The following is a 20,075-nucleotide window of genomic DNA, read 5'->3' as shown; positions in this document are numbered from 1 at the left end:
ACGGCGTCTTGCCCTGTTCCAAGGCGAACAAAAAACGGGGGGCGGCGCGTCGCGCCGGCCCCCCGTTTCACGTCCCCGAGGTGCGGTGGACTACTCGGACTTCTTGGCGTCCCTGGCCTTCGCAGCCTGGGCGTCGGACTCACCCTGCAAGCGGTTCCGGGTCTCGATGGCCTTGTCGCGCAACGCCGTGGCTTCCTTCAGCAACTCCTGCTGCCGCGCCGGACTCTTCTCGACCAGCGCCTGCTGGCGGAGCAGCAGGTTCTTCATGACCATCGCGTCGACGTAATCACCCTTGATCTCGATCGCCTTGGTCGACGCGTCGAGACCGCGCTTGATGTAGTCGGCCTTGACCGCCGGGCTGATGGTGTAGTCCTTGCGGACCTTCTCCTCGAAGTAGCCGGCGACCGTGTGGTACGCCTCGGGGTTGTTCGGCTCGAGCTGGATGCGGGTCTGGAACGCTTCCATCGTCTTGTCGAAGTTGCCCTGCTTGTTGTAGAAGCCCGCGAGCTGCAGCTGGACGTCGACGTTGTTCGGAGCGACTTCCTTGGCGCGCAGCAGCATCTGCTCGGCCTCTTCGACGCGGCCCGCCTCCTGATAGAGCTGAGCCATGCCGAAGTAGTTGTTCACGTCCTTCGGGTCGAGATCGACGATCTGCTTGCCGACCGCCTCGGCCTTGTCGGGCGCGTCGAGCTTCTCCTTGCCGTACACGCCGACGAGGAACTCGAGGCAGCGCTTCTTGAAGATCGCGCCCTGTCCCTCACGAGAGGCGGGGTCGATCTGCTCGAACGCCAGCTTGTAGTACTTCTCCGCTTCGGGCAGGTGTGCGTCGTTGTCCGCCTGGCCCTTGCGCGTGAACTTGTAGGCGCTGTCGTGGGAATTGGCCAAGTAGAAGTACGCATAGGGGCGGTACTCGAAGTCGTGCTTCACCGCCTCCTCCAACTCCGCAATGGCGATGCGGTAGTTCTGCTGTTGGTAGGCAGCGATACCGTCCTTGAACGACATCTGAGCCGTCACCTTACCGCAGGCGGTCAGCGAGAGGCTCAAGCCGGCAACGGCCACGAGCCGGATGATGGTCAACCGCTTCAACATTGCATCTACTCCTTGCACGCCCGCTCGCGCGGGTGCTCGCGGACCTCGGAACCCCGGTCAGCCCTGCGCGTCAAGCCTGAGGACGGGAATCGGCCGCGAACCACGGCCAGGGTCGATTCCAAGCGGAAAATCATCGCGAGTATAAAGACCGCCTCTGCAACGGTCAAGGCGCCCGTGGGCTATGATCCACGAGCATCCGATCTCCGTGTAACGGCGATTAGACACCACTCTCCATGATTCGGTTCGAGGACCTCGTCGACAAGGTCCGCAGCTATAGCCCCGACGCCGATCTCGAGTTGCTCCGGCGGGCGTACGTGTTCTCGGCCAGGGAGCACAAGGGCCAGGTCCGCCACTCGGGCGAACCCTACCTCGTCCATCCCCTGGAAGTCGCCAACCTCCTGGTCGACATGCGATTGGACGCCGTGGCGGTGGCCGCCGGCCTGCTCCATGACGTGGTCGAGGACACCCTCACCTCCATCGAACGCGTCGCCGAGCTCTTCGGGCCCGAGGTCGCCCACGTTGTCGAGGGCGTCACCAAGCTCTCGAGCATCCCCTTTTCGTCCAAGGAGGCCCAGCAGGCCGAGAACTTCCGGCGGATGTTCCTGGCGATGGTCGACGACATCCGCGTCATCCTCGTCAAGCTCGCCGACCGCCTGCACAACATGCGTACCCTCGGGCACGTTCCCGACGAGAAGCGGGAGCGCATTGCCCGGGAGACCCTCGACATCTACGCGCCCATCGCCAACCGGCTGGGCATGAGCAAGGTCAAGAACGAACTCGAGGAGTTGTCGTTCAAGGCGCTCGAACCCCGCGCCTACGAGGAACTGCGCGACAAGGTCGACCAGCGCCGGCGCGCGACTCAGGGGTTGATCGAGGAACTCCGCGGCACCATCCTCGCCAAGCTCACCGAAGCGCAGGTGCCCGTCGTCTCCATCGACGGCCGCATCAAGCGTCTCTACAGCATCTACCTGAAGCTGCACCGGCAACGCATCGACCTCGACCAGGTGTACGACCTCGTCGCCTTGCGGGTGGTGACGACCAGCGTCAAGGACTGTTACGCGGTCCTGGGCATCGTCCACCAGACCTGGCAGCCCGTGCCCGAACGCATCAAGGACTTCATCGCGATGCCCCGGCCCAACGGCTACCAATCGCTGCACACGTCGGTGATCAGCGACCGCGGCCTGCCCTTCGAGATCCAGATCCGTACCGAGGAGATGCACCGCGTGGCGGAGGAAGGCATCGCGGCGCACTGGAAATACAAGGAAGGCCGGACCGGCGCGCAACGCGACGAGCAGTACTTCAAGTGGCTGCGCCAGCTGCTCGAATGGCAGCAGGACGTGCGCGACCCGCACGAGTTCATCAACAGCCTCAAGATCGAGCTGTATCCCGAGGAGATCTACTGCTTCACGCCCGGCGGGGAACTCAAGGAACTGCCGCGCGACGCCACCATCGTCGACTTCGCTTACGCCGTGCACACCGACGTCGGTCATCGCTGCGTCGGTGGTCGCGTCAACGGCAAGATGGCGCCGCTGCGCCATCCGCTCAAGAACGGCGACATCGTCGAGGTGTTGACGCAGGCAGGACACAAGCCGAGCCGCGACTGGCTGTCGTACGTCAAGACCTCCCGCGCCCGGAACAAGATCCGCCACTTCATCCAGCTCGAGGAGAAGACCCGCTCGGTCGAACTCGGGCGGAAGCTGTTCGACAAGGAAGCGCGTCGCTTCGACGTCAACCCCAAGAGCATCCCGGCCGAGGCCTGGCAGAAGGTCTCCTCGGAATCGGGGATGCAGAAGGTCGACGACCTGCTGGCGGCGGTGGGCTGGGGCAAGATGACCGCGCGCCTGCTGCTCGGCAAGCTCGTCCCCGCTGAGGATCTGCAGGAGAGGCCCCCCGACACGGGCATCTTCGCCACCGTTCGCAAGGTGCTGCGCCCGCGCACCGGCGAGGACAAGATCCGCGTCAAGGGCGCCGACGACTTGCTCGTCTTCCGCGCCAAGTGCTGCAACCCGATCAAGGGCGAGAAGATCGTCGGCTACATCACCCGCGGCAAGGGCGTCTCGGTGCACTCCGCGTCGTGCCGCAACGTCACCAACCTCATGTACGACCCGGAGCGCCGCATCGACGTCGAATGGGACACCGGCGACGATCCGAGCGCGCCCTACACGGTGCGCCTGAGCATCCAGGTCGAGGATCGCCGTGGCATGCTCGCCGCGATCAGCAGCCAGGTGTCCGCCATCAACACCAACATCCGGACGATGGAGGCGACGACGTCACAGGAGCAGGGCTTCATCGAGATGACCGTGGAGATCCAGGACGTGAAGCACCTGGACAAGGTCATTCGCGCGGTGAAGGGCCTGCCGGGCGTGCTGAACGTCGAGCGACACGCAGGCGGAAGCGCGGAAGAGCGCGCCTCGTAAGAATTTCAGAATTGCAGAATTTCACAATTGCATACAGTACCGCCAACCCTTCGAGACATTTCTGAAGGTGGTGAAATTCTAAACTTTTGAACTTCTGAAATTTTCAGGATGCCGCTACGGAAGCAGCGCGACGGCTTCGATTTCCACCCGCACGTCGCGGGGTAGCCGCGAGACCTGCACCGTGGACCGGGCCGGCGCCGGCGATTCGAACGACGAAGCGTAGACGTCGTTCATGGCCGTGAAGTCGGCGAGATCGATCAGGAAGACCGTGGTCTTGACGACGGCGTCCATGGAGACGCCGGCAGCGGTGAGGATGCCGCTGATGTTGTCGAGGACTCGGCGCGTCTGCGCGCGCACGTCACCCGCCACCACCTCGCCCGTCACGGGATCGAGGGGAATCTGCCCCGACAGGAACAGGAACTGGCCGGCCCGGATGGCCTGCGAGTACGGCCCGATGGCCTGCGGGGCGTCGGGCGTGGAGACCGACGCGCGGGTGGCCACGTTCAGGCGGCCTTGGTGACCTTGTTCGACCGGATGCAGCGCGTGCACACCTTCAGGCGCTTTGCCGCGCCATTCACCAGCGCCCGTACGGTCTGCAGGTTCGGATTGAACCGGCGAGACGACACGTTGTGGGCGTGGCTGATGTTGTTGCCGAACGTGGGACCCTTGCCGCAGACTTCGCAACGATTAGCCATGACTCAGTGGTGATGCGCAACCTCGGCCTGACCTGCAGGAGGAGTCTCGGAGGAGACGCCGCCGGGCGCGCGAACCACCAAGTGTAGCACAGGGCCTGAGCCGGTCGACCGCCACGCTTTGCCTGGCGCATGCGTCGAGCAAGCTCGACCCTACACCCAAACCTGTAGCCGTCGTACACCCAAACCTGTAGCCGTCGACCTGGCAAACCTGTAGCCGTCGACCTTGGTCGACGGTCATCCCTCCCCGCAGACGTCGACTTTCCACCTTCGCCAAGGCTACGGCGGACAAGTCAGACCGACACACCGGCCTCACGGAATGATGATCCGCGGCCCGTCTGCCCCGCTCGCCTCGGCACCGCCGAGCGGCGTCAGCCGCGGGTCAGCGCCCGGCGCGAGCGGCTGGCCCGTCTGCGCGTCAGCCAGCCGTGGCTTGAGCACCCGTCCGAGGAAGGCGAAGTACGCATCCGGCGCCGTCACGCCGGATCGGCGAAACTCCTTCACCGCCTCCTCGACCCGGCGCATCGCGGCGGCGGTGGACGCGTCCAGCCGCTTGACACCCGCTTCGGCGGCTTCAGCAAGCGGCGCCGACATGGCACGCGCAAGCCGGGCAGCCACGGGCGTCTCCGGCTGGTGTTCATAGAGTACGCCGCGCATGGCGGTTTCAGCCGTTGCGGCAAGCGCGGCTGCCGCGAGCTGCAGATCTGCATCGAGCGGCGGCGGGTCCATGGTGGTCCTGCAGGCCACGGCCGCCGGAAGGCACGCCATCAGCACCGCGTAGCCGCCATCATCAAGTCCCCGGATCAGGGGAACCACACGCGTTGCGTCCTGTTCCTGTTGTCGCTGCTGTGCGGCGTGGGGGTGGGCGCGGGCGGCCTTGAGCCACCCACAGGTCGGCGGGCAATCGATCTCGACGAGCCGCTTCGTCCCGCAGCAGGTCGCGCAGATCACCTTGCTCAGGGCGGGGCACTGCCGTTTTGCCTTGCCGCCACCACACACTGGGCATGACGCCATCCGGCGAGGCTGGCATAGTGACGCCGGCTCGTCAATCATGCTGGGGACTCGTCAGCCCACGGCGTATAGTGGGCGCCAATGGTCGGGTTGGCGCGCTGCGGCGCCAGACTCGGCTGGAACACGAATTGCTCTTCGATATCGGCACATCCGTAGCGCGGGCACCAGCTCGCAGGCGGCTGCCCTCGCGGGGGAGGTCTGCGCCATGTCGGTCATCGCACGCGCGTCGCTCGTCGAATACTTCAAGGATCAGCTGGAGGGCGCCCTTGCCCAGCAGCGGGTTCCGGTCCACGCCGACACCGCCCACTACGTCGTCCAACTCCTGGCCGACACGATGCGCCACGACAGGCACGGCCGGGCTGCGGCCCTGCTGGATCCGCGTCCCTTGGCCCTCCGGCTGGCGGCCGCCATGGACGATCGGTGCCCGGCGCCCGGCCAGGCTCTTCGCGACGTCGCCGACGCGGCATTGCTCCTGGGGGGCTACTTCAGCTCGGCGGCATCCTCGGCGCGCAGTGTCCCGGCAACGTACTACCACCGCGTCGGCGGCTTCGCCTACGGCGCCCTGGGCCAGGAATCACAGGCGCTGGCGCCGATCTTCAAGGACCTCGCGGCCCGGTTCGCCCAGTATGCCGATGCGCTCGGTGAAGTCGGACAGCGAGCCGAAATGCAGAGCCCAGCTGGGCTGGTGCGGGCGCTCGAGTCGTGGCAGCGGTCGGGAAGCAGGGTCACGGAACGATTGCTTGTCGAACGGGGTGTCGTCCTCGCACGGGGACGTAGCGTCCGCTTGCAGTAATCATGGACACGGGCAACGCGGGCCCCGGAATGATATGGATGAGCCTGAGGATGCCGATCGTTCAGTCGAGAACCATCGGCCATGCTCCCGCGTCTAACTCGCTGTACTGCCGAGACGCGGCGAGGGTGTTACCTCCGTTGCGCGAAGGCAAGTCGCTTCGAATGAGTACCTTGTGGTTCGGCGAGGCCTGGAGGGTCTCGCGGTAGGTCTTCCCTCCGTCTGGCGCCCGACAGCATCCCCGAGGACTCGCCCCCGGCGCCACGGCACCGGGGCTCTGCCGTCGTCGCCGTACCGGCCTGGAGGGTGCCCGGTGCTGCAAGGCGTGGCACGAGGCGTGCTTAGTCGATCGGCACTTGACGAACGTCGAAAGGAGCGTGGACCGGACATGAAGTCGACCAGGAAGTCCACCCGCATCATCAATACAGACCGTCACGACGAACTGCGCCGCATTCTCGAGGAGCGCCGACAGGAGCTGAGCAGCGAACTCCGCCGCCAGATCCACCACGTCCGGGCCATCGGCCCCGCCGACCTGGCGCAGGGCGTTGTGGACGCCGAAGAAGCCTCCGTGTCCGACATCCAGGAAGACATCGAGATCGCCCTCATGCAGATGAAGTCGGAGACCCTGAGCCGGGTCAACGAGGCGCTCGGCCGGCTCGAGGCAGGCCGCTACGGCTTCTGCTACGAGTGCGGTGACGAGATCTCGGAGGCGCGGCTGCGCGCCCTGCCGTTCGCCCTCCGCTGCAAGGACTGCGAGGAGGAGCGCGAGCAGGCCGAGGCCCGGGACAAGTTCTACGCCCGTCGCGGCACCACGGCCGCGATCCTGGACATCGCGAGCTGACGTCTGACGTGGGTCCGATGACCCGCACGCTCGCCGCCTGTGAAAATCGAGCCGCTGCGCAATTGCGCAGCGGCTCGACGTTTATGTGATCAGCGTACCGAATTGTGGCGTGGCACCCTCACCGCAGCCACTGCAACGCCGCCACGGTCTTCATGTCCGTGATGTCGCCGGCGGCCACGAGTGCCCGTAATTCGCCCAGGCCGAACGTTCGCGGCTCGAGGTGCTCGTCCTCGTCCTGCTCGGCGGCGTGATCGGGGACGTGCAGGCCTGTCAGCTTGTAGAAATGCATCACCTCGGTCGTGTATCCCGGCGACGGGTACAGCGAGGCCACGCGTTCGGCCGTGGTTGCCAGCTGGCCGATTTCCTCGTGACATTCGCGGAGCGCCGCCGCGACAGCGTCCTCTCCCGGCTCCAGGCTGCCGGCAGGCAACTCCCAGACGTGCTGGCCGATCGCGTGGCGGTACTGCCGAACGAGGATCACCGACGCTTCGTCGGGCATCGGGATCAGCACCACCGATCCGCGGTGACGGACGATGTCCATGACCGTCTCCACACCGTGCGGCAGACGGACGCGATCACGGGTCACGGTGAACACGCGCCCGGTGTATTCCAGGGTCGATTCGTTCTCGGACATCACCACCTCATGGAATGCCGAAATGCCGGGAATGCCGGGAATGTCGAACCCGGAACCCGGTACCCGGTACCCAGTACCCGGTACCCGGTACCCGGTACCCGGTACCCGGTACCCGGTGTGCGGCAGCGTTCGGCGTTCAGCGTTTAGCGTTGGTCAGCTTACGGGTTCTGCAGCGTCTTGTAGCCGAAGCGTGCGACGGCGGCGTCGAGCTGCTCGAGCACGTGATGCAGATCCTCGGGCAACGGCGCCTCGAACTCCATGCGCCGCCGCTCCGTGGGGTGCATGAAGACGAGCCGCTCGGCGTGCAGGAAGGGCCGCTGCAGCGACGACAGCGCCTTCAGGTGCGGCGCAATGCGCCGCGGGATCCCGCCATACGTGGCATCGCCACAGATCGCGTGTCCGACCGAGCTGAGATGCACGCGGATCTGGTGCGTGCGGCCGGTATGGATGGCCACGCGAATGAGCGAGACGCCCGGCAGGTGCAGCGCCCACGTGACGCGCGTCACGGCGGACCTGGCACGCCGCGCCCGTGTCGTCATCTTCTGCCGCGAGTGCTGGTCGCGCCCGATTGGCGCCTCGATGCGACGGCCGCTGTGGACGAGTCCCCACACCAGCGCGACGTACTCCTTCTCGACTTCGCGGTCGTGGAACTGGCGCGCCAGTTCCGCATGGGCCACATCGTTCTTCGCAACCACCATCACGCCCGACGTGCCCTTGTCGAGCCGGTGCACGATGCCCGGACGCAGGGTCCCGCCGACGCCGCTGAGGTCCTGCACGTGGTGCAGCAAGGCATTCACGAGCGTGCCGGTCGCGTGTCCCGCTGCCGGGTGCACGACCATGCCCGCGGCCTTGTTGACGACAATCAGTTGCTCGTCCTCGAACAGGATGTCGAGCGGGATGTCCTCTGGCGCGGCTTCGGAGGCCACGGGCTCCGGCAGCGTCACGCTGAGCACTGTTCCGGGCGGCAGCACCTCGCTGGCCTTGGTGAGGACCCGTCCCGGCGGTTCTCCCTCCGCATCGACCGCCGCGCCGACGCGCACCTGCCCCTCCTTGATCAGCCGCTGCACCTGCGATCGCGACAGACCCGCGAGCAGCGCGGCAAGGGCCTGGTCGGCGCGCTGATTGGCCTCGTCCTCGCCGATCTCCACCGAGACCGTTCGTCCGCCTTCCGTGGCGTCGCCGATTGCGTCGTCGGGATCGAATTCGTCGTCCTCGTCGAACTCGTGCATGTGGGCCTACGCCTTTGCCGTGCGAGGGCGGGCCGACGGCGCCGAGACGGAGACGGCGCCGCGATCGCGCCGCGACAACCAGTACAGCATCGCGACGCTCAGCGGCACGATCAGCAGGGAAATGAACTGCGAGGTCGAGATGTTGGGGAGCACCATCCCGCGCGGGTCGCCACGGAAGAACTCGATCACGAAGCGGGAGAGGCCGTACACGAGCATGTAGCCCCAGAAGGTCCGCCCGGGGAACGGCCGTCCCTTGTGCTCGACTGCGAGCAGCAGCCCCAGGATGATCGCTTCGGCGCCAGCCTCGTAGAGCTGCGTGGGGTGCAGTGGCACACCGAGCGGTGTGCCGACGTTCTCCTGTGCGAGCGGATTGGTGAAGGTCACGGCCCATGGCACAGTCGTCTCGTGTCCGTAGCAGCAGCCGGCCAGGAAGCAGCCGATTCGGCCGACGACATGGCCGAATGCGATTCCTGGCGCAATCACGTCGGCCACCCGCCAGGTCGGCAACTGGTGCTTGCGCACGTACCACAGCCCGACCACCACGGCGAGGATCAGCCCGCCGTAGAACACCCCGCCCGATCGGGCCAACGACAGCAGGTCCGCCGGCTCGCGCAGGAAGTGGTCCGCATCGACGATCACCAGCAGGAGCTTGGCGCCGACGAGCGCGCTCACGATGATGTAGATGCCGAGGTCCATGACCCGCGCCGCGTCCAGGCCGCGGTTGCGCGCGCGCACCAGGGCGAACTGCAGGCCACCGAGGTACGCCGCAGCCAGCAGCACGCCGTACGAGTAGACGGTCAGCGGGCCGATGTCAAACAGCTTCGGGAACATGGCGCCTCGAAAACAGGGTGTCGGCCGCGAACAGGATGGCTCCGATGCTGATCGCCGCGTCGGCGACGTTGAAGGCCCAGAAATGCCAGGTGCCGAAGTACACGTCGACGAAGTCCACGACGAAACCCAGCGTCACACGGTCGATGAGGTTACCCACGGCGCCGCCGACGATCAGCACGAATCCGTAGCGTGCCGGCCAGGCGTCGCCGGCGAACTTTCGGGCATACCAGAGGATGCCCAGCAGCGCGAGGATCGCCAGCGCGGCCACGAGGACCGGCTTGTAGGCGAAATCATGCGCGTTGAGCATCCCGAACGCGGCACCTGTGTTGCGCACGTACGTGAGGTTCAGCAACCCCGGTATCACCGTGACCGTTTCATGCAGCCCGATCCGCTGCAGGACGAGCAGCTTGCTCAACTGGTCACACACGACGAGCAGCACGGTGCCCCAGACTTCAGGCCTCTTCCAGGGCGCCGCATCGGCACCCGCCAACCGGCCCGGAGATGCCACCGCCGCTGGCGTCATGCCGCGTCGCTTCCCAGGCCAAGCGCATCGACGCAGCGATCACACAGGCCTTCGACGGTGGCCGCGGCGGCGATGCCGGCGACGTACCGCCAGCAGCGCTGGCACTTCTCGCCGGCGGCACGCCTCACCGTTACGACGAGCGAATCGGCCGGCTGGTCCGCCGCTGGTGCTGCCACCGTCGCCTCGCTCACGATGCAGAAGGCGGCGACCTCGTCCGGGCCGAGTCCGTTCAACACGTCGGCGAAGCGGCCGGTGCCCGCCACCGTGATCGCCGCCTCGAGCGACGTCCCGATCACCTTCGCCTGCCGCTGCTCCTCGAGCTTCGCGTTCACCAGGTCGCGGATCTCGAGTCGCGTCGCATAGCGACTCACGAGCGCGTCGTCCTGCCAGGCCTCGACGCCCTCGGCAAACAGCGTCATGTGCACCGACGGTTCGCGTGTGCCGGGCAGCACCCGCCAGAGTTCGTCGGCGGTCACGGGCAGGATCGGCGCGAGCAGCCGTGCCAGGCCGTCGGCCATCAGGTACATCGCCGTCTGCGCCGAGCGGCGCGCCTGCGATGCCGCGCCGAACGTGTACAGTCGATCCTTGGAGACGTCGAAGTAGAACGCGCTGAGGTCCACCACGGCGAGGCGGTTGAGCTCGTGGAAGATCGTCTGGAAGTCGAACCGGTCGTACGCGGCGCGCATCTTCACCGCCGCATCGGCGTAGCGGGCGAGCGCGTACCGATCGACCTCGAGCAGATCGGCGTGCGCCACCAGGTCCGTCGACGGATCGAAGTCGTACATGTTGGCGGCGAGATAGCGCACCGTGTTGCGGATCTTGCGGTACGCCTCCACGGTGCGCGCCAGGATCTGCTTGCCGAGGCGCACTTCTTCCGTGTAGTCGACCATCGCCACCCACAGCCGGAGCACTTCCGCGCCGCTCTGCTCGATCACCTGCTGCGGCACGACGTTGTTGCCGCGCGACTTGGACATCTTGCGGCCATCCTCGTCGACGACGAATCCGTGTGTGATCACTGACCGATACGGCGCATCGCCACGCGTGCCGAGCGCGACCAGCAGCGAGCTCTGGAACCAGCCGCGGTACTGGTCGCTGCCTTCGAGGTACATGTCGGCCGGCCACTGCAGATCAGGGCGGACAGCGAGGACCGCCTCGTGGCTGGTCCCGGAATCGAACCAGACGTCGAGAATGTCGCGCTCCCGCTCGAACGACGTGCCGCCACAATGCGCGCAGCTGAGGCCGTCGGGCAGGAACTCCCCGATCGGCCGCTCGTACCAGGCGTCGGCGCCGTGCTGCGCGAAGACATCCGCCGCGCGGGTGGTCAACGCCGTGGTGAGCATCGACTCGCGACACGTCGTGCACGTGACGGCCGGGATCGGCACACCCCACGCGCGTTGACGCGAGATGCACCAGTCCGGCCGGTTCGCGAGCATGTTGTGGAGCCGCTCCTCGCCCCAGGGCGGCAGCCACTCGACGCGCGTGACCGCCTCGAGCGCCTTTTCGCGGTAGCCGTCGTGGTCCATCTCGATGAACCACTGTGGCGTCGCCAGGAAGATCAGCGGCTTGTGGCAACGCCAGCAATGCGGATACTGGTGCTCGTGCTTCTCGCTGAACCACAGCGCGCCGCGCTCGCGTAGCGCCTCGACCACCTTCGGGTTGGCGTCCCACACCTTCAGTCCGCCAAACAGCTCGACGCTGTCGAGGAACTCGCCGGACGGCCCGATCGGCGCGTACGTCTCGAGGCCATAGCGCTGGCCGGTGTTGAAGTCGTCGGCGCCGTGGCCAGGCGCGGTGTGCACCGCTCCCGTGCCCTGCTCGAGCGTGACGTAGTCGGCCAGGACACCGAGCGACTCGCGCCCGTAGAGCGGGTGCACGAAGCGGATCCGATCGAAGACCGCGCCCTGCATGCGCGCGGCCGGTTCGCCGGGGACACGACCGACCTTGGCAAACGTGGCGTCGGCCAGCGCCTCGGCGACGATGACGAGGCGGCCGTCGGCGTCGTACGCCGCATAGTCGAACCCGGGCTGGAACGCGATCGCCAGGTTGGACGGGATCGTCCACGGGGTCGTAGTCCAGATGAGCACGGACACGTCGCGGCCGCCGAGCGCCGGCACGCGGGCGGCCAGAGCCGCGGCGTCACGTGGGTCCAGCTTGAACTCGACATAGATCGACGGCGACGAATGGTTCGCGTATTCGACCTCAGCCTCGGCGAGGGCAGTGCGGTCGGAGATGCACCAGTACACGGGCTTCTTGCCCTTGTAGACGAGTCCATCCTCGACGCACCTGCCGAGCGCGCGGACGATCGCTGCCTGGAACTCGTACCGCATCGTCAGGTACGGGTGCTCCCAGTCGCCGAAGACGGCGAGCCGCTTGAAATCGGCGCACTGTTCCGCCACATGGCGTTCGGCATAGGCGCGACACGCGCGCCGGATGTCGGCCAGGCTCATGTCGCGCTTCTTCGATCCGAGCTCCTTGTCCACCTGAAGCTCGATGGGCAGGCCGTGACAATCCCAGCCCGGCACGTATGGGGCGTCGAAGCCGGCCATGGACTTCGACTTGACGACGAAGTCCTTGAGGATCTTGTTCATCGCGTGCCCGATGTGGATCTGGCCGTTGGCGTACGGCGGCCCGTCGTGCAGCACGTACTTCGGCCGCCCGGCGCGCGCGCGCGCAATCTGCCCGTACAGGTCCATGGATTCCCAGCGGGCAATCGCCGCCGGTTCGGCCACCTGCAGGTTGGCCTTCATGGGGAAGTCGGTGCGGGGCAGGTTGACGGAGTTCTTCCAGTCGGCCATGAACCTTCAATTGTAACGGTTCAGGCGCGTCGACCTGAAGGTCGACGCCTACGCCCACCGCCGCCAGCCGGTACCCGGTACCCGGTACCCGGTGCCCGTTCTATGATTCGCGGATGTCCAGTTGCCTGTTCTGCCGCATCGCCTCGGCCGACATTCCGGCAAAGGTGATCTACCAGGACGCCGACCTCGTGGCGTTCGAGGACATCAATCCGCAGGCGCCGCTGCACTGCCTCGTCATCCCGCGGCGGCACATCGGAACACTGAACGACATGACGCCGGAGGACGCGACGCTCGTGGGGACGATGCACTACCGGGCAGCGCAGATTGCGCGCGAACGGGGATACGCGGACGGCGGTTTCCGGACGGTGATCAACTGCAACGCGGACGCCGGCCAGACCGTATTCCACATCCACCTGCATTTGCTCGCGGGGCGACGGCTGGGCTGGCCGCCCGGTTAGGCCCGCGGCCTCGACCACGGCCCCGCACCGAAATGCCGAAAATGCCGAAATGCTGCAATGTCGACAACCACGATGCCTTCGACATTCGGCATTCCGGCGTTTGAGCATCGCTGGTCATGACGACAGCCTGAATGCTCTCGACATTCCGGCATTCTCGGCATTCCGGCATTCCGTGATCCGCCCTCAGCGGCCAGCGACGAGTGTCCGGGCAATACCCTGGAGATCCTCCAGTACTTCCTGGATCTCGAGACCGGCCTCGCGCGCGGCGTGCTCCACCGGTTCCTGCATTCCGTAGCCAAACTCCATCGCCATCCAGCCGCCGGGCGCCAGCCGTTCGGCCGCCTGCGACAGCAGCCGGCGCGGGATGTCCATGCCGTCCTGCCCCCCGAACAACGCCACATGCGGTTCGTGATCGCGGACGTCGGGCATCATGCCCGGCGCGTCTCGCCGCGCCACGTACGGCGGGTTCGAGACGATCACGTCGAACAGCCCCATCGTCGGCTCGAGCAGGTCGCCGATCAGGAACGTCATCCGATCCGCAACGTTGAACGCGCGGGCATTCCGGCGGGCTACCGCGATCGCCGCGGCAGAGACGTCGGTCACCTCGACGTGCCATGCCGGCCGTTCGCAGGCGAGCGTCAGGCCGAGGGCGCCACTGCCCGTCCCCACGTCCACGACACGCACGAACCCGCTTGCCGGGACACGTTGCAGGGCGTAGTCGATGATGAGCTCGGACTCGGGCCGCGGAATGAGGACGTCCGGGTTGACGAGGAAGTCGCGGCCGTAGAACTCGCGCGTCCCGATGATGTAGGCCACCGGTTCGCGCGCCGCGCGGCGCGCGATCAGCACGTCGAAGGCCGAGAGGAATTCGGACGAGGCCGGCTCGTCGGCGCGCGTGATCCAGGTGGCGCGATCCCACTGCAGGACGTGGCGCGCGAGCACCTCGGGGTCGAGGTGGGCGTGGCGCTGGTCCAGGCCGGCCGCGAGCAGGCGGGCCCGGGCGGCAGCGACGGCGCGACGCACGGTCAGGCGTCCACCGCTTCGGTGCGGCTCGCGTCCTTCAGCAGTTCCGAGCGGTAGAACGTGGTGACCTGATCGATCAGTTCGTGCAGGTCGCCGTCCATGGCCCCGCCGAGCTGGTGGGTGGTGAAGTTCACCCGGTGATCGGTGATCCGGCTCTGTGGGAAGTTGTAGGTCCGGATCTTCTCGGATCGCTCGCCGGTGCCGACCTGGCTCTTGCGGTCCTTGGCAATCGCGTCCTGCTGCTTGCGCATTTCCATCTCGTAGAGTCGCGAGCGCAGCACCTTCATCGCCTTCGCGCGGTTCTTGATCTGCGACTTCTCGTCCTGCTGTGACACGACGGTCCCGGTCGGGATGTGCGTGATGCGCACCGCCGAATAGGTCGTGTTGACGCTCTGGCCACCGGGCCCGCTGGAGCAGAACGTGTCGATGCGCAGGTCCTTGTCGTTGATCTGGATGTCGACTTCCTCGGCCTCCGGCAACACCGCCACGGTCGCCGTCGAGGTGTGGATGCGGCCACTGGCCTCGGTCGCGGGGACACGCTGCACGCGATGCACGCCGCTCTCGTACTTCAGGTGGCTGTAGACCTGCTTGCCCTCGATCGTCGCGATGCCTTCCTTCATGCCGCCGGCATCGGCGTCGCTGGTGGACATGACCTCGAACCTCCAGCCCTGGCGCTCCGCGTAGCGCGCATACATGCGGAACAGCTCCGCGGCAAACAGCGCCGCTTCCTCGCCGCCGGTCCCGCCCCGCACTTCGAGGACGACGTTCTTGGCGTCGTTGGGGTCCTTCGGGATCAGCAGGAACTTGACGTGCTCGAGCAGCGTCGCGTGCCGGGGCTCCAGGTCGGCGAGTTCCTCGCGCGCGAGCGCCGCCATGTCCGCGTCGCCGCCGGCGACCAGCTCACGCGCCTGCGCCAGCTGCTCTTCGAGCGACTTCAGCGACCGGTACGCGTCCACCAGTTCCTGCAGTTCCGACAGGGTCTTGGTGTGGGTCCGGTACGCCTGCGCGTCGGCCTGCACCGCCGGGTCGGCGATGAGGCCCATCAGGTAGTTGTATTGCGCCTCGACCGACGCGAGCTTGTCCAACATTGGAATTGCCTTACGGCCCTACAGCCTGTTGCCTACGGCCTACGGCCTACAGACCGCCGGACAAGTCCGGCGGCTACACATGTGTTCGGCTTCGACGTCCTGCGTTCGGCGTTCTGCGTTCGCCGCCTACCCGCCGGAGACCGGCGGAAGGAACGCGACCTCATCTCCGTCCTGAACGGCCGTCGTCATGCGCGCGTACTGCGCGTTGACGGCGCACGACAGGCTGCCGGCGTAGGGCGTCAGGGCTGGCCATTCCCCCGTCATCCCCTGCCATACGTCGGCCACGGTTGCCGGTGCACCGACCGGACGACTCAGTTCGTCGGTGCCGGCAATCTCACGCAGGCGGGCAAACAACCGCACCGTCACGGACATGCGCGCCTCCAGGCCTCCTCGAGCGGAGCGGGGTCATCGGGATCGACCGTGGCCCCCTCGACCCACGACAGGCCGTCCACGAGGTGTTCCCGCTTCCACACCGGCGAGATCTGCTTGACCCGCTCGATCGCGAATCGCGACGCGGCATAGGCCTCGGCACGATGGGCGGCGACCGCCGCGATCACGATCGAAGGCTCGCCGACCTCGAGGGTCCCGATCCGGTGGTGGATGCAGAGCACCACGCCCGGCACTCGTGCCGCGGCCTCCCCGCTGATGCGCTCGAAGGATCCGACCGCGAGTGGTTCGTAGGCTTCGTACGTGAGGGCCCGCACCTCCTGGCCCTGATGACGTCCGCGCACCGCACCCACGAACAACACCACCGCACCTGGCCCCTCCACATCGTCGCGGCGGGCCTGCAGCGCGTGCCGATGCTGCGCAAGCGCCAGCACGCCGGCAAGGTCGAGCGGATCTGCGGAAATCGCGAACGGCAGCAACATCTCAGTATACGACTCGGCTCGCTGCGCTCGCCTCGACGACGGGAACCGGGTTCCGGGTACCGGGACCGCCGACCTGAAGGTCGGCGGCTACAGACCTCGGCCGAGCCGGCCCAGACCGCCACGCGTCGTGGCTGCAGGCTACCGCAGCGTCCCGCGATCTGAAGGCTTTCTCTAGCGTTAGATCGACTGTAGGCGTCGACCTTCAGGTCGACGCGAGGCCTCAGGCGCTCGGCGTTCGGCGCTCGACGTTCCAGAAATGGTCGACCGGACCCGCCCCGTGGCCGAGGCCGGGCGCGTGGCGGATGGCGCCATCGAGGTAGATCCGGGACCGACGGAACGCCTCCGGCAGGTCATGGCCGAGCGAGAGATGGGCGGCGATGGCCGCGGCGAAGGTGCAGCCGGTGCCGTGCGTGTTTCGAGTCACATGGCGCGGGCCGCGTGCCTCGTGGAACTCATGGCCGTCAAACAGCACGTCGACGACATCGGGGGTGTCGAGGTGGCCGCCCTTGACGATGACGGCCCGAGGTCCCAGGTCGTGCAGGTGGCGCGCCGCCTCGCGGGCCTCCGCCTCGGTGCGAACGGTTCGCCCCGTCAGTGCTTCCGCCTCAGGCGCATTGGGGGTCACGACCGCTGCCAGTGGCAGCAGATCCCTGATCAAGACGGAGACGGCATCCTCGGAGAGGAGGCGGTCGAGGCTCTTGGCGATCATCACGGGGTCGACGACCAACGGGCCAGCGCCGCGATCCCTGAGCAACCGCGCGACTGCCTCGACAATCTCGGGAGTGCCCAGCATGCCGGTCTTGATGGCGCCGGCGCCGATGTCCTCGAGCACGGCCGCGATCTGCGCCACGACCATCGCGGTCGGCACCATGACCATGTCACGAACCCCGGTGGTGTTCTGGGCCGTGATGGCGGTGAGGGCGCTGGTGCCGAACACGCCCAGCGCGGCGAACGTCTTCAGGTCTGCCTGGATGCCGGCGCCGCCGCCGGAGTCGCTGCCCGCGATTGTGAGTGCCGTAGCCATGGCGATCGCAGAATTTCACAATTTCGGAACTTCGCCACCAATTCCGCGCGCGGCCCGCACGTCGGAGGCCGGGCTCGGCCACCTTCGCGCTACGCGGTTCGGCGCCCAAGGAGAGCCGGCCTTAACGTCGCCTCGCAGTCCCCAGCGTGAGAGGCGGGCCTGCGAATGTCACGCGCCCAACGGTTCGGAGATGCATTAGCCGTCAGGCGTCAGGCATTAACCGTAGGCGCTAGGCATTAGGCGTTAGGCGTTTTCCTCCCGTAGCCCAGCTCCGCCCCGCCCGAGATGACGTGATCGACGCCCGTGGTGTAGGTCGCTTCGGCGGCCAGGTAGACGCACAGTCGACCAACCTCGTCGATCGTGCCGAGCCGCGGCAGCCATTGCGCGGCCGCGCCCTCCTCGCGCATCGCCTTCGGATCTGCTGACGCGTCCGCGAACGACCGCCACAATGGCGTGTCGATGTTGCCGGGCGAGACGCTGTTGACGCGGACGCCGTGCCGCGCCTCGTCGATCGCGAGCGCCCTGGTGAAGGCGACGATGGCGCCCTTGGTGGCGACGTAGTCCACGGCATGTTCCTGGCCGATCGAAGCGACGAGGCTCGCCATGTTGATGATGCAGCCGCTCGAGCGGCGCAGTGCCGGCAGCGCCAGGCGACACGCCACGAACTGGCTCACGAAGTTGAGTTCGAGCAGGCCACGCAATTGCTCGGGCGTGATCGCGTCGATGGGTCGGTGCGCGAGGTGCGTGCCGGCGTTGTTGACGAGACAGTCCAGCCGGCCGTGCGCGTCGAGCACATCGGCCAACGTCGCGGCGAGCGCGTCTTCGCTCCGCACGTCGGCGCAGGCGTGGGCGCAGGTCGGGCCGAGTGCGGCGGCCAGCGCCGCGCCGCCCTCGCGATCGTTCGAGACCGCGATCACGCGTGCACCCTCGGCGACGAAGGCCCGGACGATGCCCTCACCGATGCCGCGCGAGCCGCCCGTCACCACGACCACGCGATCCACGTAACGCACGGCAAACCTTCGCAGAAACCGGGTTCAGGAGCCGGGGGCGTACTGACAGTCCGCCACGTTGGGGTTGTTTGGGGCATCGAGCGGGTCCGGCCGCGTGATGGGACTCGTGTCGGTCGTGGGGGAAGCCAACCGCTTGTTCACGAACAGGACTTCCCATGCGTACGACGGCATCGGATGGTACGTGGCCATGCAGCCGAAGTTGTTGAAATGGAGGTGAGCGACGTGAAAGTGCGTCTTCAGTTTTTCGATCACACGCTGCTGCGTCGCCGCGTCGGTCACGTTGGCGTGCATCTCGATCGTGAACTGGTCGATGCGCGCGAGGACCTCGTCAGGGGTCGCGAGCAGGCTCCTCCACTCGGCGCCCTCCACGTCCATCTTCATGACCAGCCGTCGCGATGCATCGCCGTTGCGGGTGATCTGGCTGGCAAGCGAATCGAATCGTCGGCCTTCCGCGTCGACGCTCGACGAGGCGGCGATGCACTCGGCATGGAACCGCGTCTGCCCGCCCTCGCAACGCGGCACGCGTTGGTCGAAGCAGTCGTACTGGTGCACGGGCACGCCGAGCCCGGTGGAGATGCCGCAGCCCCAGCCGTCGTAGTTCGAGATGCCGTACGAGTAGCCGGCCTCGGCCTCGAGCAGGTTGGCGCACATCAGGTACCCGCCGTCATGCGCCTCGCCGATGCGCTTCAGCGTGCAGCCGGTGAGATGCACTGGTTGCAGCGCCGCGTAGATCCGTTCGCGAATCGCCTGATCGCGTCGAAGGCTGGCCCGTTCCGTCCCCGGCGGCGGCGCGTTTCGCAGCAGGACGGCGGCCATGGCTCCCGCTCCCAGCAGAAGGCACACCAGTGCGACGATGCGCGATCGGGACATGTTCACGTGCGCCCAGCGTATCCGACGCGGAAAGTGCACGCCAGCACGTACACGACGGATCAGCGCGTGAAGATCAGCAGGTACTGATAGGGGAGGAACTGCTCCTGGCGGACGAAGCGGAATCCCGCGGTCTCCGCCGCTCGGATCACCTGCGCCGCCGGCAGGCGCTGTTCGGGCGGCGGCCCCGGACCGCCGCCATCGGTGCGGTACTCGACGATCCCGAGCCGCCCAGCCGGCTTGAGCGCGGCCCGTACGTTGGTCAGCAGCGAGTGACGATCTTCGACCTCATAGATGGTCTCGACCATCAGCGCGGCGTCGAGGCGTGCCTGCGGCAGCGACGGATGATCGGCCGCCCCGAGGACCGTCGAGACGTTGCGCAACCCCTCGCGCTGCACCCGTCGTTGGATCGCCTCGATCATCTGCGGCTGGATGTCCTCGGCATACACCACGCCGTTCGGACCCACGCGTTTGGCGAGCCTCACGGTGAACCATCCGCCACCCGCGCCGAGGTCGGCCACGACCGATCCGTCGCCGATACCCAGCGCGTCCATGATCAGCTCCGGGCGCTGCCAGGCCTCGCGGTCGGGACCCTCCAGCTTGCCGAGGTCCTGCGGCTGGAAGAGCCGGCCGTGCCCACGCTGCTGCGAGGGTTGTGCGGGCGCTTGCCGGACCGGTCTGGGCAGCGGTTCGGGAGGTGCCCCAGGCTGAGGAGGCGCCGTGCGCGGCGCCGACGTCAGGCCCTGCGGACGTACAGGTCCTGCCGGCTGGGGTTCGCGCGGCCTGGGTGCCTGTGCCTGCACGGCGATACACGTCGCCAGGAGAATTCCGGTGACGGGGGCAATCGCCGACGCGAGGGTCGTGTATCGAGCCATCAGCGTCGA

Annotated in this window: 21 protein-coding genes; 4 read left to right on the top strand and 17 right to left on the bottom strand. The window is 67.1% G+C overall.

Annotated features, from left to right (window positions below):
• Positions 1-90 precede the first annotated feature (90 nt).
• Positions 91-1,089, bottom strand: coding sequence for a tetratricopeptide repeat protein (locus tag LuPra_RS29010; protein WP_110174004.1), 999 nt, complete (start codon positions 1,087-1,089; stop codon positions 91-93).
• Between the two features lie 233 nt (positions 1,090-1,322).
• On the opposite strand from LuPra_RS29010, the gene LuPra_RS29005 reads away from it, so the two are divergent.
• Entirely contained in the window at positions 1,323-3,506 is a 2,184-nt protein-coding gene (locus LuPra_RS29005) for a RelA/SpoT family protein (protein ID WP_110174003.1), read from the top strand.
• A 114-nt stretch (positions 3,507-3,620) separates the two neighbouring features.
• On the opposite strand, the gene LuPra_RS29000 is transcribed toward LuPra_RS29005, so the two are convergent.
• From LuPra_RS29000 to LuPra_RS28990, 3 genes are all read right to left on the bottom strand, one after another.
• Positions 3,621-4,007, bottom strand: a complete 387-nt coding sequence (locus LuPra_RS29000; RefSeq protein ID WP_110174002.1) for a RidA family protein — start codon at positions 4,005-4,007, stop codon at positions 3,621-3,623.
• Positions 4,008-4,009: 2 nt separating this feature from the next.
• Entirely contained in the window at positions 4,010-4,201 is a 192-nt protein-coding gene (gene rpmB, locus LuPra_RS28995; protein ID WP_110174001.1) for a 50S ribosomal protein L28, read from the bottom strand.
• Positions 4,202-4,510: 309 nt separating this feature from the next.
• Complete coding sequence (locus LuPra_RS28990; RefSeq protein WP_157899824.1) at positions 4,511-5,251, bottom strand: hypothetical protein; 741 nt, start codon at positions 5,249-5,251, stop codon at positions 4,511-4,513.
• 163 nt (positions 5,252-5,414) lie between these two features.
• Between LuPra_RS28990 and LuPra_RS28985 the strand changes: the two genes are divergently transcribed.
• Positions 5,415-6,002, top strand: coding sequence for a hypothetical protein (locus LuPra_RS28985; protein ID WP_110173999.1), 588 nt, complete (start codon positions 5,415-5,417; stop codon positions 6,000-6,002).
• A gap of 385 nt (positions 6,003-6,387) precedes the next feature.
• Positions 6,388-6,840 (top strand): TraR/DksA family transcriptional regulator, encoded by a 453-nt coding sequence (locus LuPra_RS28975; protein WP_110173997.1) that lies wholly within the window; start codon positions 6,388-6,390, stop codon positions 6,838-6,840.
• A 118-nt stretch (positions 6,841-6,958) separates the two neighbouring features.
• Here LuPra_RS28975 and LuPra_RS28970 read toward each other — a convergent pair whose 3' ends face one another.
• From LuPra_RS28970 to ileS, 5 genes are all read right to left on the bottom strand, one after another.
• Complete coding sequence (locus LuPra_RS28970; RefSeq protein ID WP_110173996.1) at positions 6,959-7,474, bottom strand: NUDIX hydrolase; 516 nt, start codon at positions 7,472-7,474, stop codon at positions 6,959-6,961.
• 158 nt (positions 7,475-7,632) lie between these two features.
• Positions 7,633-8,703, bottom strand: coding sequence for an RluA family pseudouridine synthase (locus LuPra_RS28965; protein WP_110173995.1), 1,071 nt, complete (start codon positions 8,701-8,703; stop codon positions 7,633-7,635).
• 6 nt (positions 8,704-8,709) lie between these two features.
• Complete coding sequence (lgt, locus tag LuPra_RS28960) at positions 8,710-9,534, bottom strand: prolipoprotein diacylglyceryl transferase (protein ID WP_110173994.1); 825 nt, start codon at positions 9,532-9,534, stop codon at positions 8,710-8,712.
• Positions 9,515-10,057, bottom strand: coding sequence for a signal peptidase II (gene lspA, locus LuPra_RS28955; protein ID WP_110173993.1), 543 nt, complete (start codon positions 10,055-10,057; stop codon positions 9,515-9,517). Before lspA ends, lgt begins: the two co-directional genes overlap by 20 nt.
• On the bottom strand, positions 10,054-12,852 hold the full coding sequence (gene ileS / locus LuPra_RS28950) for an isoleucine--tRNA ligase (RefSeq protein ID WP_110173992.1): 2,799 nt from the start codon (positions 12,850-12,852) through the stop codon (positions 10,054-10,056). Before ileS ends, lspA begins: the two co-directional genes overlap by 4 nt.
• Positions 12,853-12,965: 113 nt before the next feature.
• Between ileS and LuPra_RS28945 the strand changes: the two genes are divergently transcribed.
• Complete coding sequence (locus tag LuPra_RS28945) at positions 12,966-13,310, top strand: histidine triad nucleotide-binding protein (protein ID WP_110173991.1); 345 nt, start codon at positions 12,966-12,968, stop codon at positions 13,308-13,310.
• A 183-nt stretch (positions 13,311-13,493) separates the two neighbouring features.
• Here LuPra_RS28945 and prmC read toward each other — a convergent pair whose 3' ends face one another.
• The 8 genes from prmC to LuPra_RS28910 all read right to left on the bottom strand — a co-directional run bounded on the left by prmC (position 13,494) and on the right by LuPra_RS28910 (position 20,066).
• Positions 13,494-14,333: a peptide chain release factor N(5)-glutamine methyltransferase gene (prmC, locus tag LuPra_RS32405; protein ID WP_157899823.1), complete on the bottom strand. Its 840-nt coding sequence runs from the start codon at positions 14,331-14,333 to the stop codon at positions 13,494-13,496.
• Between the two features lie 2 nt (positions 14,334-14,335).
• The gene (gene prfA / locus LuPra_RS32400; RefSeq protein ID WP_157899822.1) at positions 14,336-15,421 is read right to left on the bottom strand and encodes a peptide chain release factor 1; all 1,086 of its coding nucleotides are present in this window, start codon (positions 15,419-15,421) and stop codon (positions 14,336-14,338) included.
• Between the two features lie 126 nt (positions 15,422-15,547).
• Positions 15,548-15,793, bottom strand: a complete 246-nt coding sequence (locus tag LuPra_RS28935) for a MoaD/ThiS family protein (protein ID WP_110173989.1) — start codon at positions 15,791-15,793, stop codon at positions 15,548-15,550.
• Positions 15,784-16,290 carry a molybdenum cofactor biosynthesis protein MoaE gene (locus LuPra_RS28930; RefSeq protein ID WP_110173988.1) on the bottom strand — a complete coding sequence of 169 codons (507 nt, stop codon included), beginning with the start codon at positions 16,288-16,290 and terminating at the stop codon, positions 15,784-15,786. The genes LuPra_RS28935 and LuPra_RS28930 overlap by 10 nt, the downstream gene beginning before the upstream one ends.
• 220 nt (positions 16,291-16,510) lie before the next feature.
• The gene (gene thiD, locus LuPra_RS28925) at positions 16,511-17,314 is read right to left on the bottom strand and encodes a bifunctional hydroxymethylpyrimidine kinase/phosphomethylpyrimidine kinase (RefSeq protein ID WP_110173987.1); all 804 of its coding nucleotides are present in this window, start codon (positions 17,312-17,314) and stop codon (positions 16,511-16,513) included.
• A 236-nt stretch (positions 17,315-17,550) separates the two neighbouring features.
• A complete protein-coding gene (locus LuPra_RS28920; protein ID WP_157899821.1) occupies positions 17,551-18,324 on the bottom strand; it encodes an SDR family oxidoreductase in 774 nt (257 codons plus the stop codon).
• 24 nt (positions 18,325-18,348) lie between these two features.
• Positions 18,349-19,194 (bottom strand): class I SAM-dependent methyltransferase, encoded by an 846-nt coding sequence (locus LuPra_RS28915; protein ID WP_157899820.1) that lies wholly within the window; start codon positions 19,192-19,194, stop codon positions 18,349-18,351.
• Positions 19,195-19,253: 59 nt separating this feature from the next.
• A complete protein-coding gene (locus tag LuPra_RS28910; RefSeq protein ID WP_110173984.1) occupies positions 19,254-20,066 on the bottom strand; it encodes a class I SAM-dependent methyltransferase in 813 nt (270 codons plus the stop codon).
• Positions 20,067-20,075 lie beyond the last annotated feature (9 nt).

The sequence above is a fragment of the Luteitalea pratensis genome (assembly GCF_001618865.1).
Lineage (GTDB): Bacteria > Acidobacteriota > Vicinamibacteria > Vicinamibacterales > Vicinamibacteraceae > Luteitalea > Luteitalea pratensis.
Note: the sequence above shows the minus strand (reverse complement) of the source record. Positions and strands in the feature narration are given on the sequence as shown.

Coding starts and splice junctions, on each gene's coding strand:
- LuPra_RS29010 (WP_110174004.1), bottom strand. CDS start 1,089: ATGTTGAAGCGGTTGACCATCATCCGGCTCGTGGCCGTTGCCGGCTTG.
- LuPra_RS29005 (WP_110174003.1), top strand. CDS start 1,323: ATGATTCGGTTCGAGGACCTCGTCGACAAGGTCCGCAGCTATAGCCCC.
- rpmB (WP_110174001.1), bottom strand. CDS start 4,201: ATGGCTAATCGTTGCGAAGTCTGCGGCAAGGGTCCCACGTTCGGCAAC.
- LuPra_RS28990 (WP_157899824.1), bottom strand. CDS start 5,251: ATGATTGACGAGCCGGCGTCACTATGCCAGCCTCGCCGGATGGCGTCA.
- LuPra_RS28985 (WP_110173999.1), top strand. CDS start 5,415: ATGTCGGTCATCGCACGCGCGTCGCTCGTCGAATACTTCAAGGATCAG.
- LuPra_RS28975 (WP_110173997.1), top strand. CDS start 6,388: ATGAAGTCGACCAGGAAGTCCACCCGCATCATCAATACAGACCGTCAC.
- LuPra_RS28970 (WP_110173996.1), bottom strand. CDS start 7,474: ATGTCCGAGAACGAATCGACCCTGGAATACACCGGGCGCGTGTTCACC.
- LuPra_RS28965 (WP_110173995.1), bottom strand. CDS start 8,703: ATGCACGAGTTCGACGAGGACGACGAATTCGATCCCGACGACGCAATC.
- lgt (WP_110173994.1), bottom strand. CDS start 9,534: ATGTTCCCGAAGCTGTTTGACATCGGCCCGCTGACCGTCTACTCGTAC.
- lspA (WP_110173993.1), bottom strand. CDS start 10,057: ATGACGCCAGCGGCGGTGGCATCTCCGGGCCGGTTGGCGGGTGCCGAT.
- ileS (WP_110173992.1), bottom strand. CDS start 12,852: ATGGCCGACTGGAAGAACTCCGTCAACCTGCCCCGCACCGACTTCCCC.
- LuPra_RS28945 (WP_110173991.1), top strand. CDS start 12,966: ATGTCCAGTTGCCTGTTCTGCCGCATCGCCTCGGCCGACATTCCGGCA.
- prfA (WP_157899822.1), bottom strand. CDS start 15,421: ATGTTGGACAAGCTCGCGTCGGTCGAGGCGCAATACAACTACCTGATG.
- LuPra_RS28935 (WP_110173989.1), bottom strand. CDS start 15,793: ATGTCCGTGACGGTGCGGTTGTTTGCCCGCCTGCGTGAGATTGCCGGC.
- LuPra_RS28930 (WP_110173988.1), bottom strand. CDS start 16,290: ATGTTGCTGCCGTTCGCGATTTCCGCAGATCCGCTCGACCTTGCCGGC.
- thiD (WP_110173987.1), bottom strand. CDS start 17,314: ATGGCTACGGCACTCACAATCGCGGGCAGCGACTCCGGCGGCGGCGCC.
- LuPra_RS28915 (WP_157899820.1), bottom strand. CDS start 19,194: ATGTCCCGATCGCGCATCGTCGCACTGGTGTGCCTTCTGCTGGGAGCG.
- LuPra_RS28910 (WP_110173984.1), bottom strand. CDS start 20,066: ATGGCTCGATACACGACCCTCGCGTCGGCGATTGCCCCCGTCACCGGA.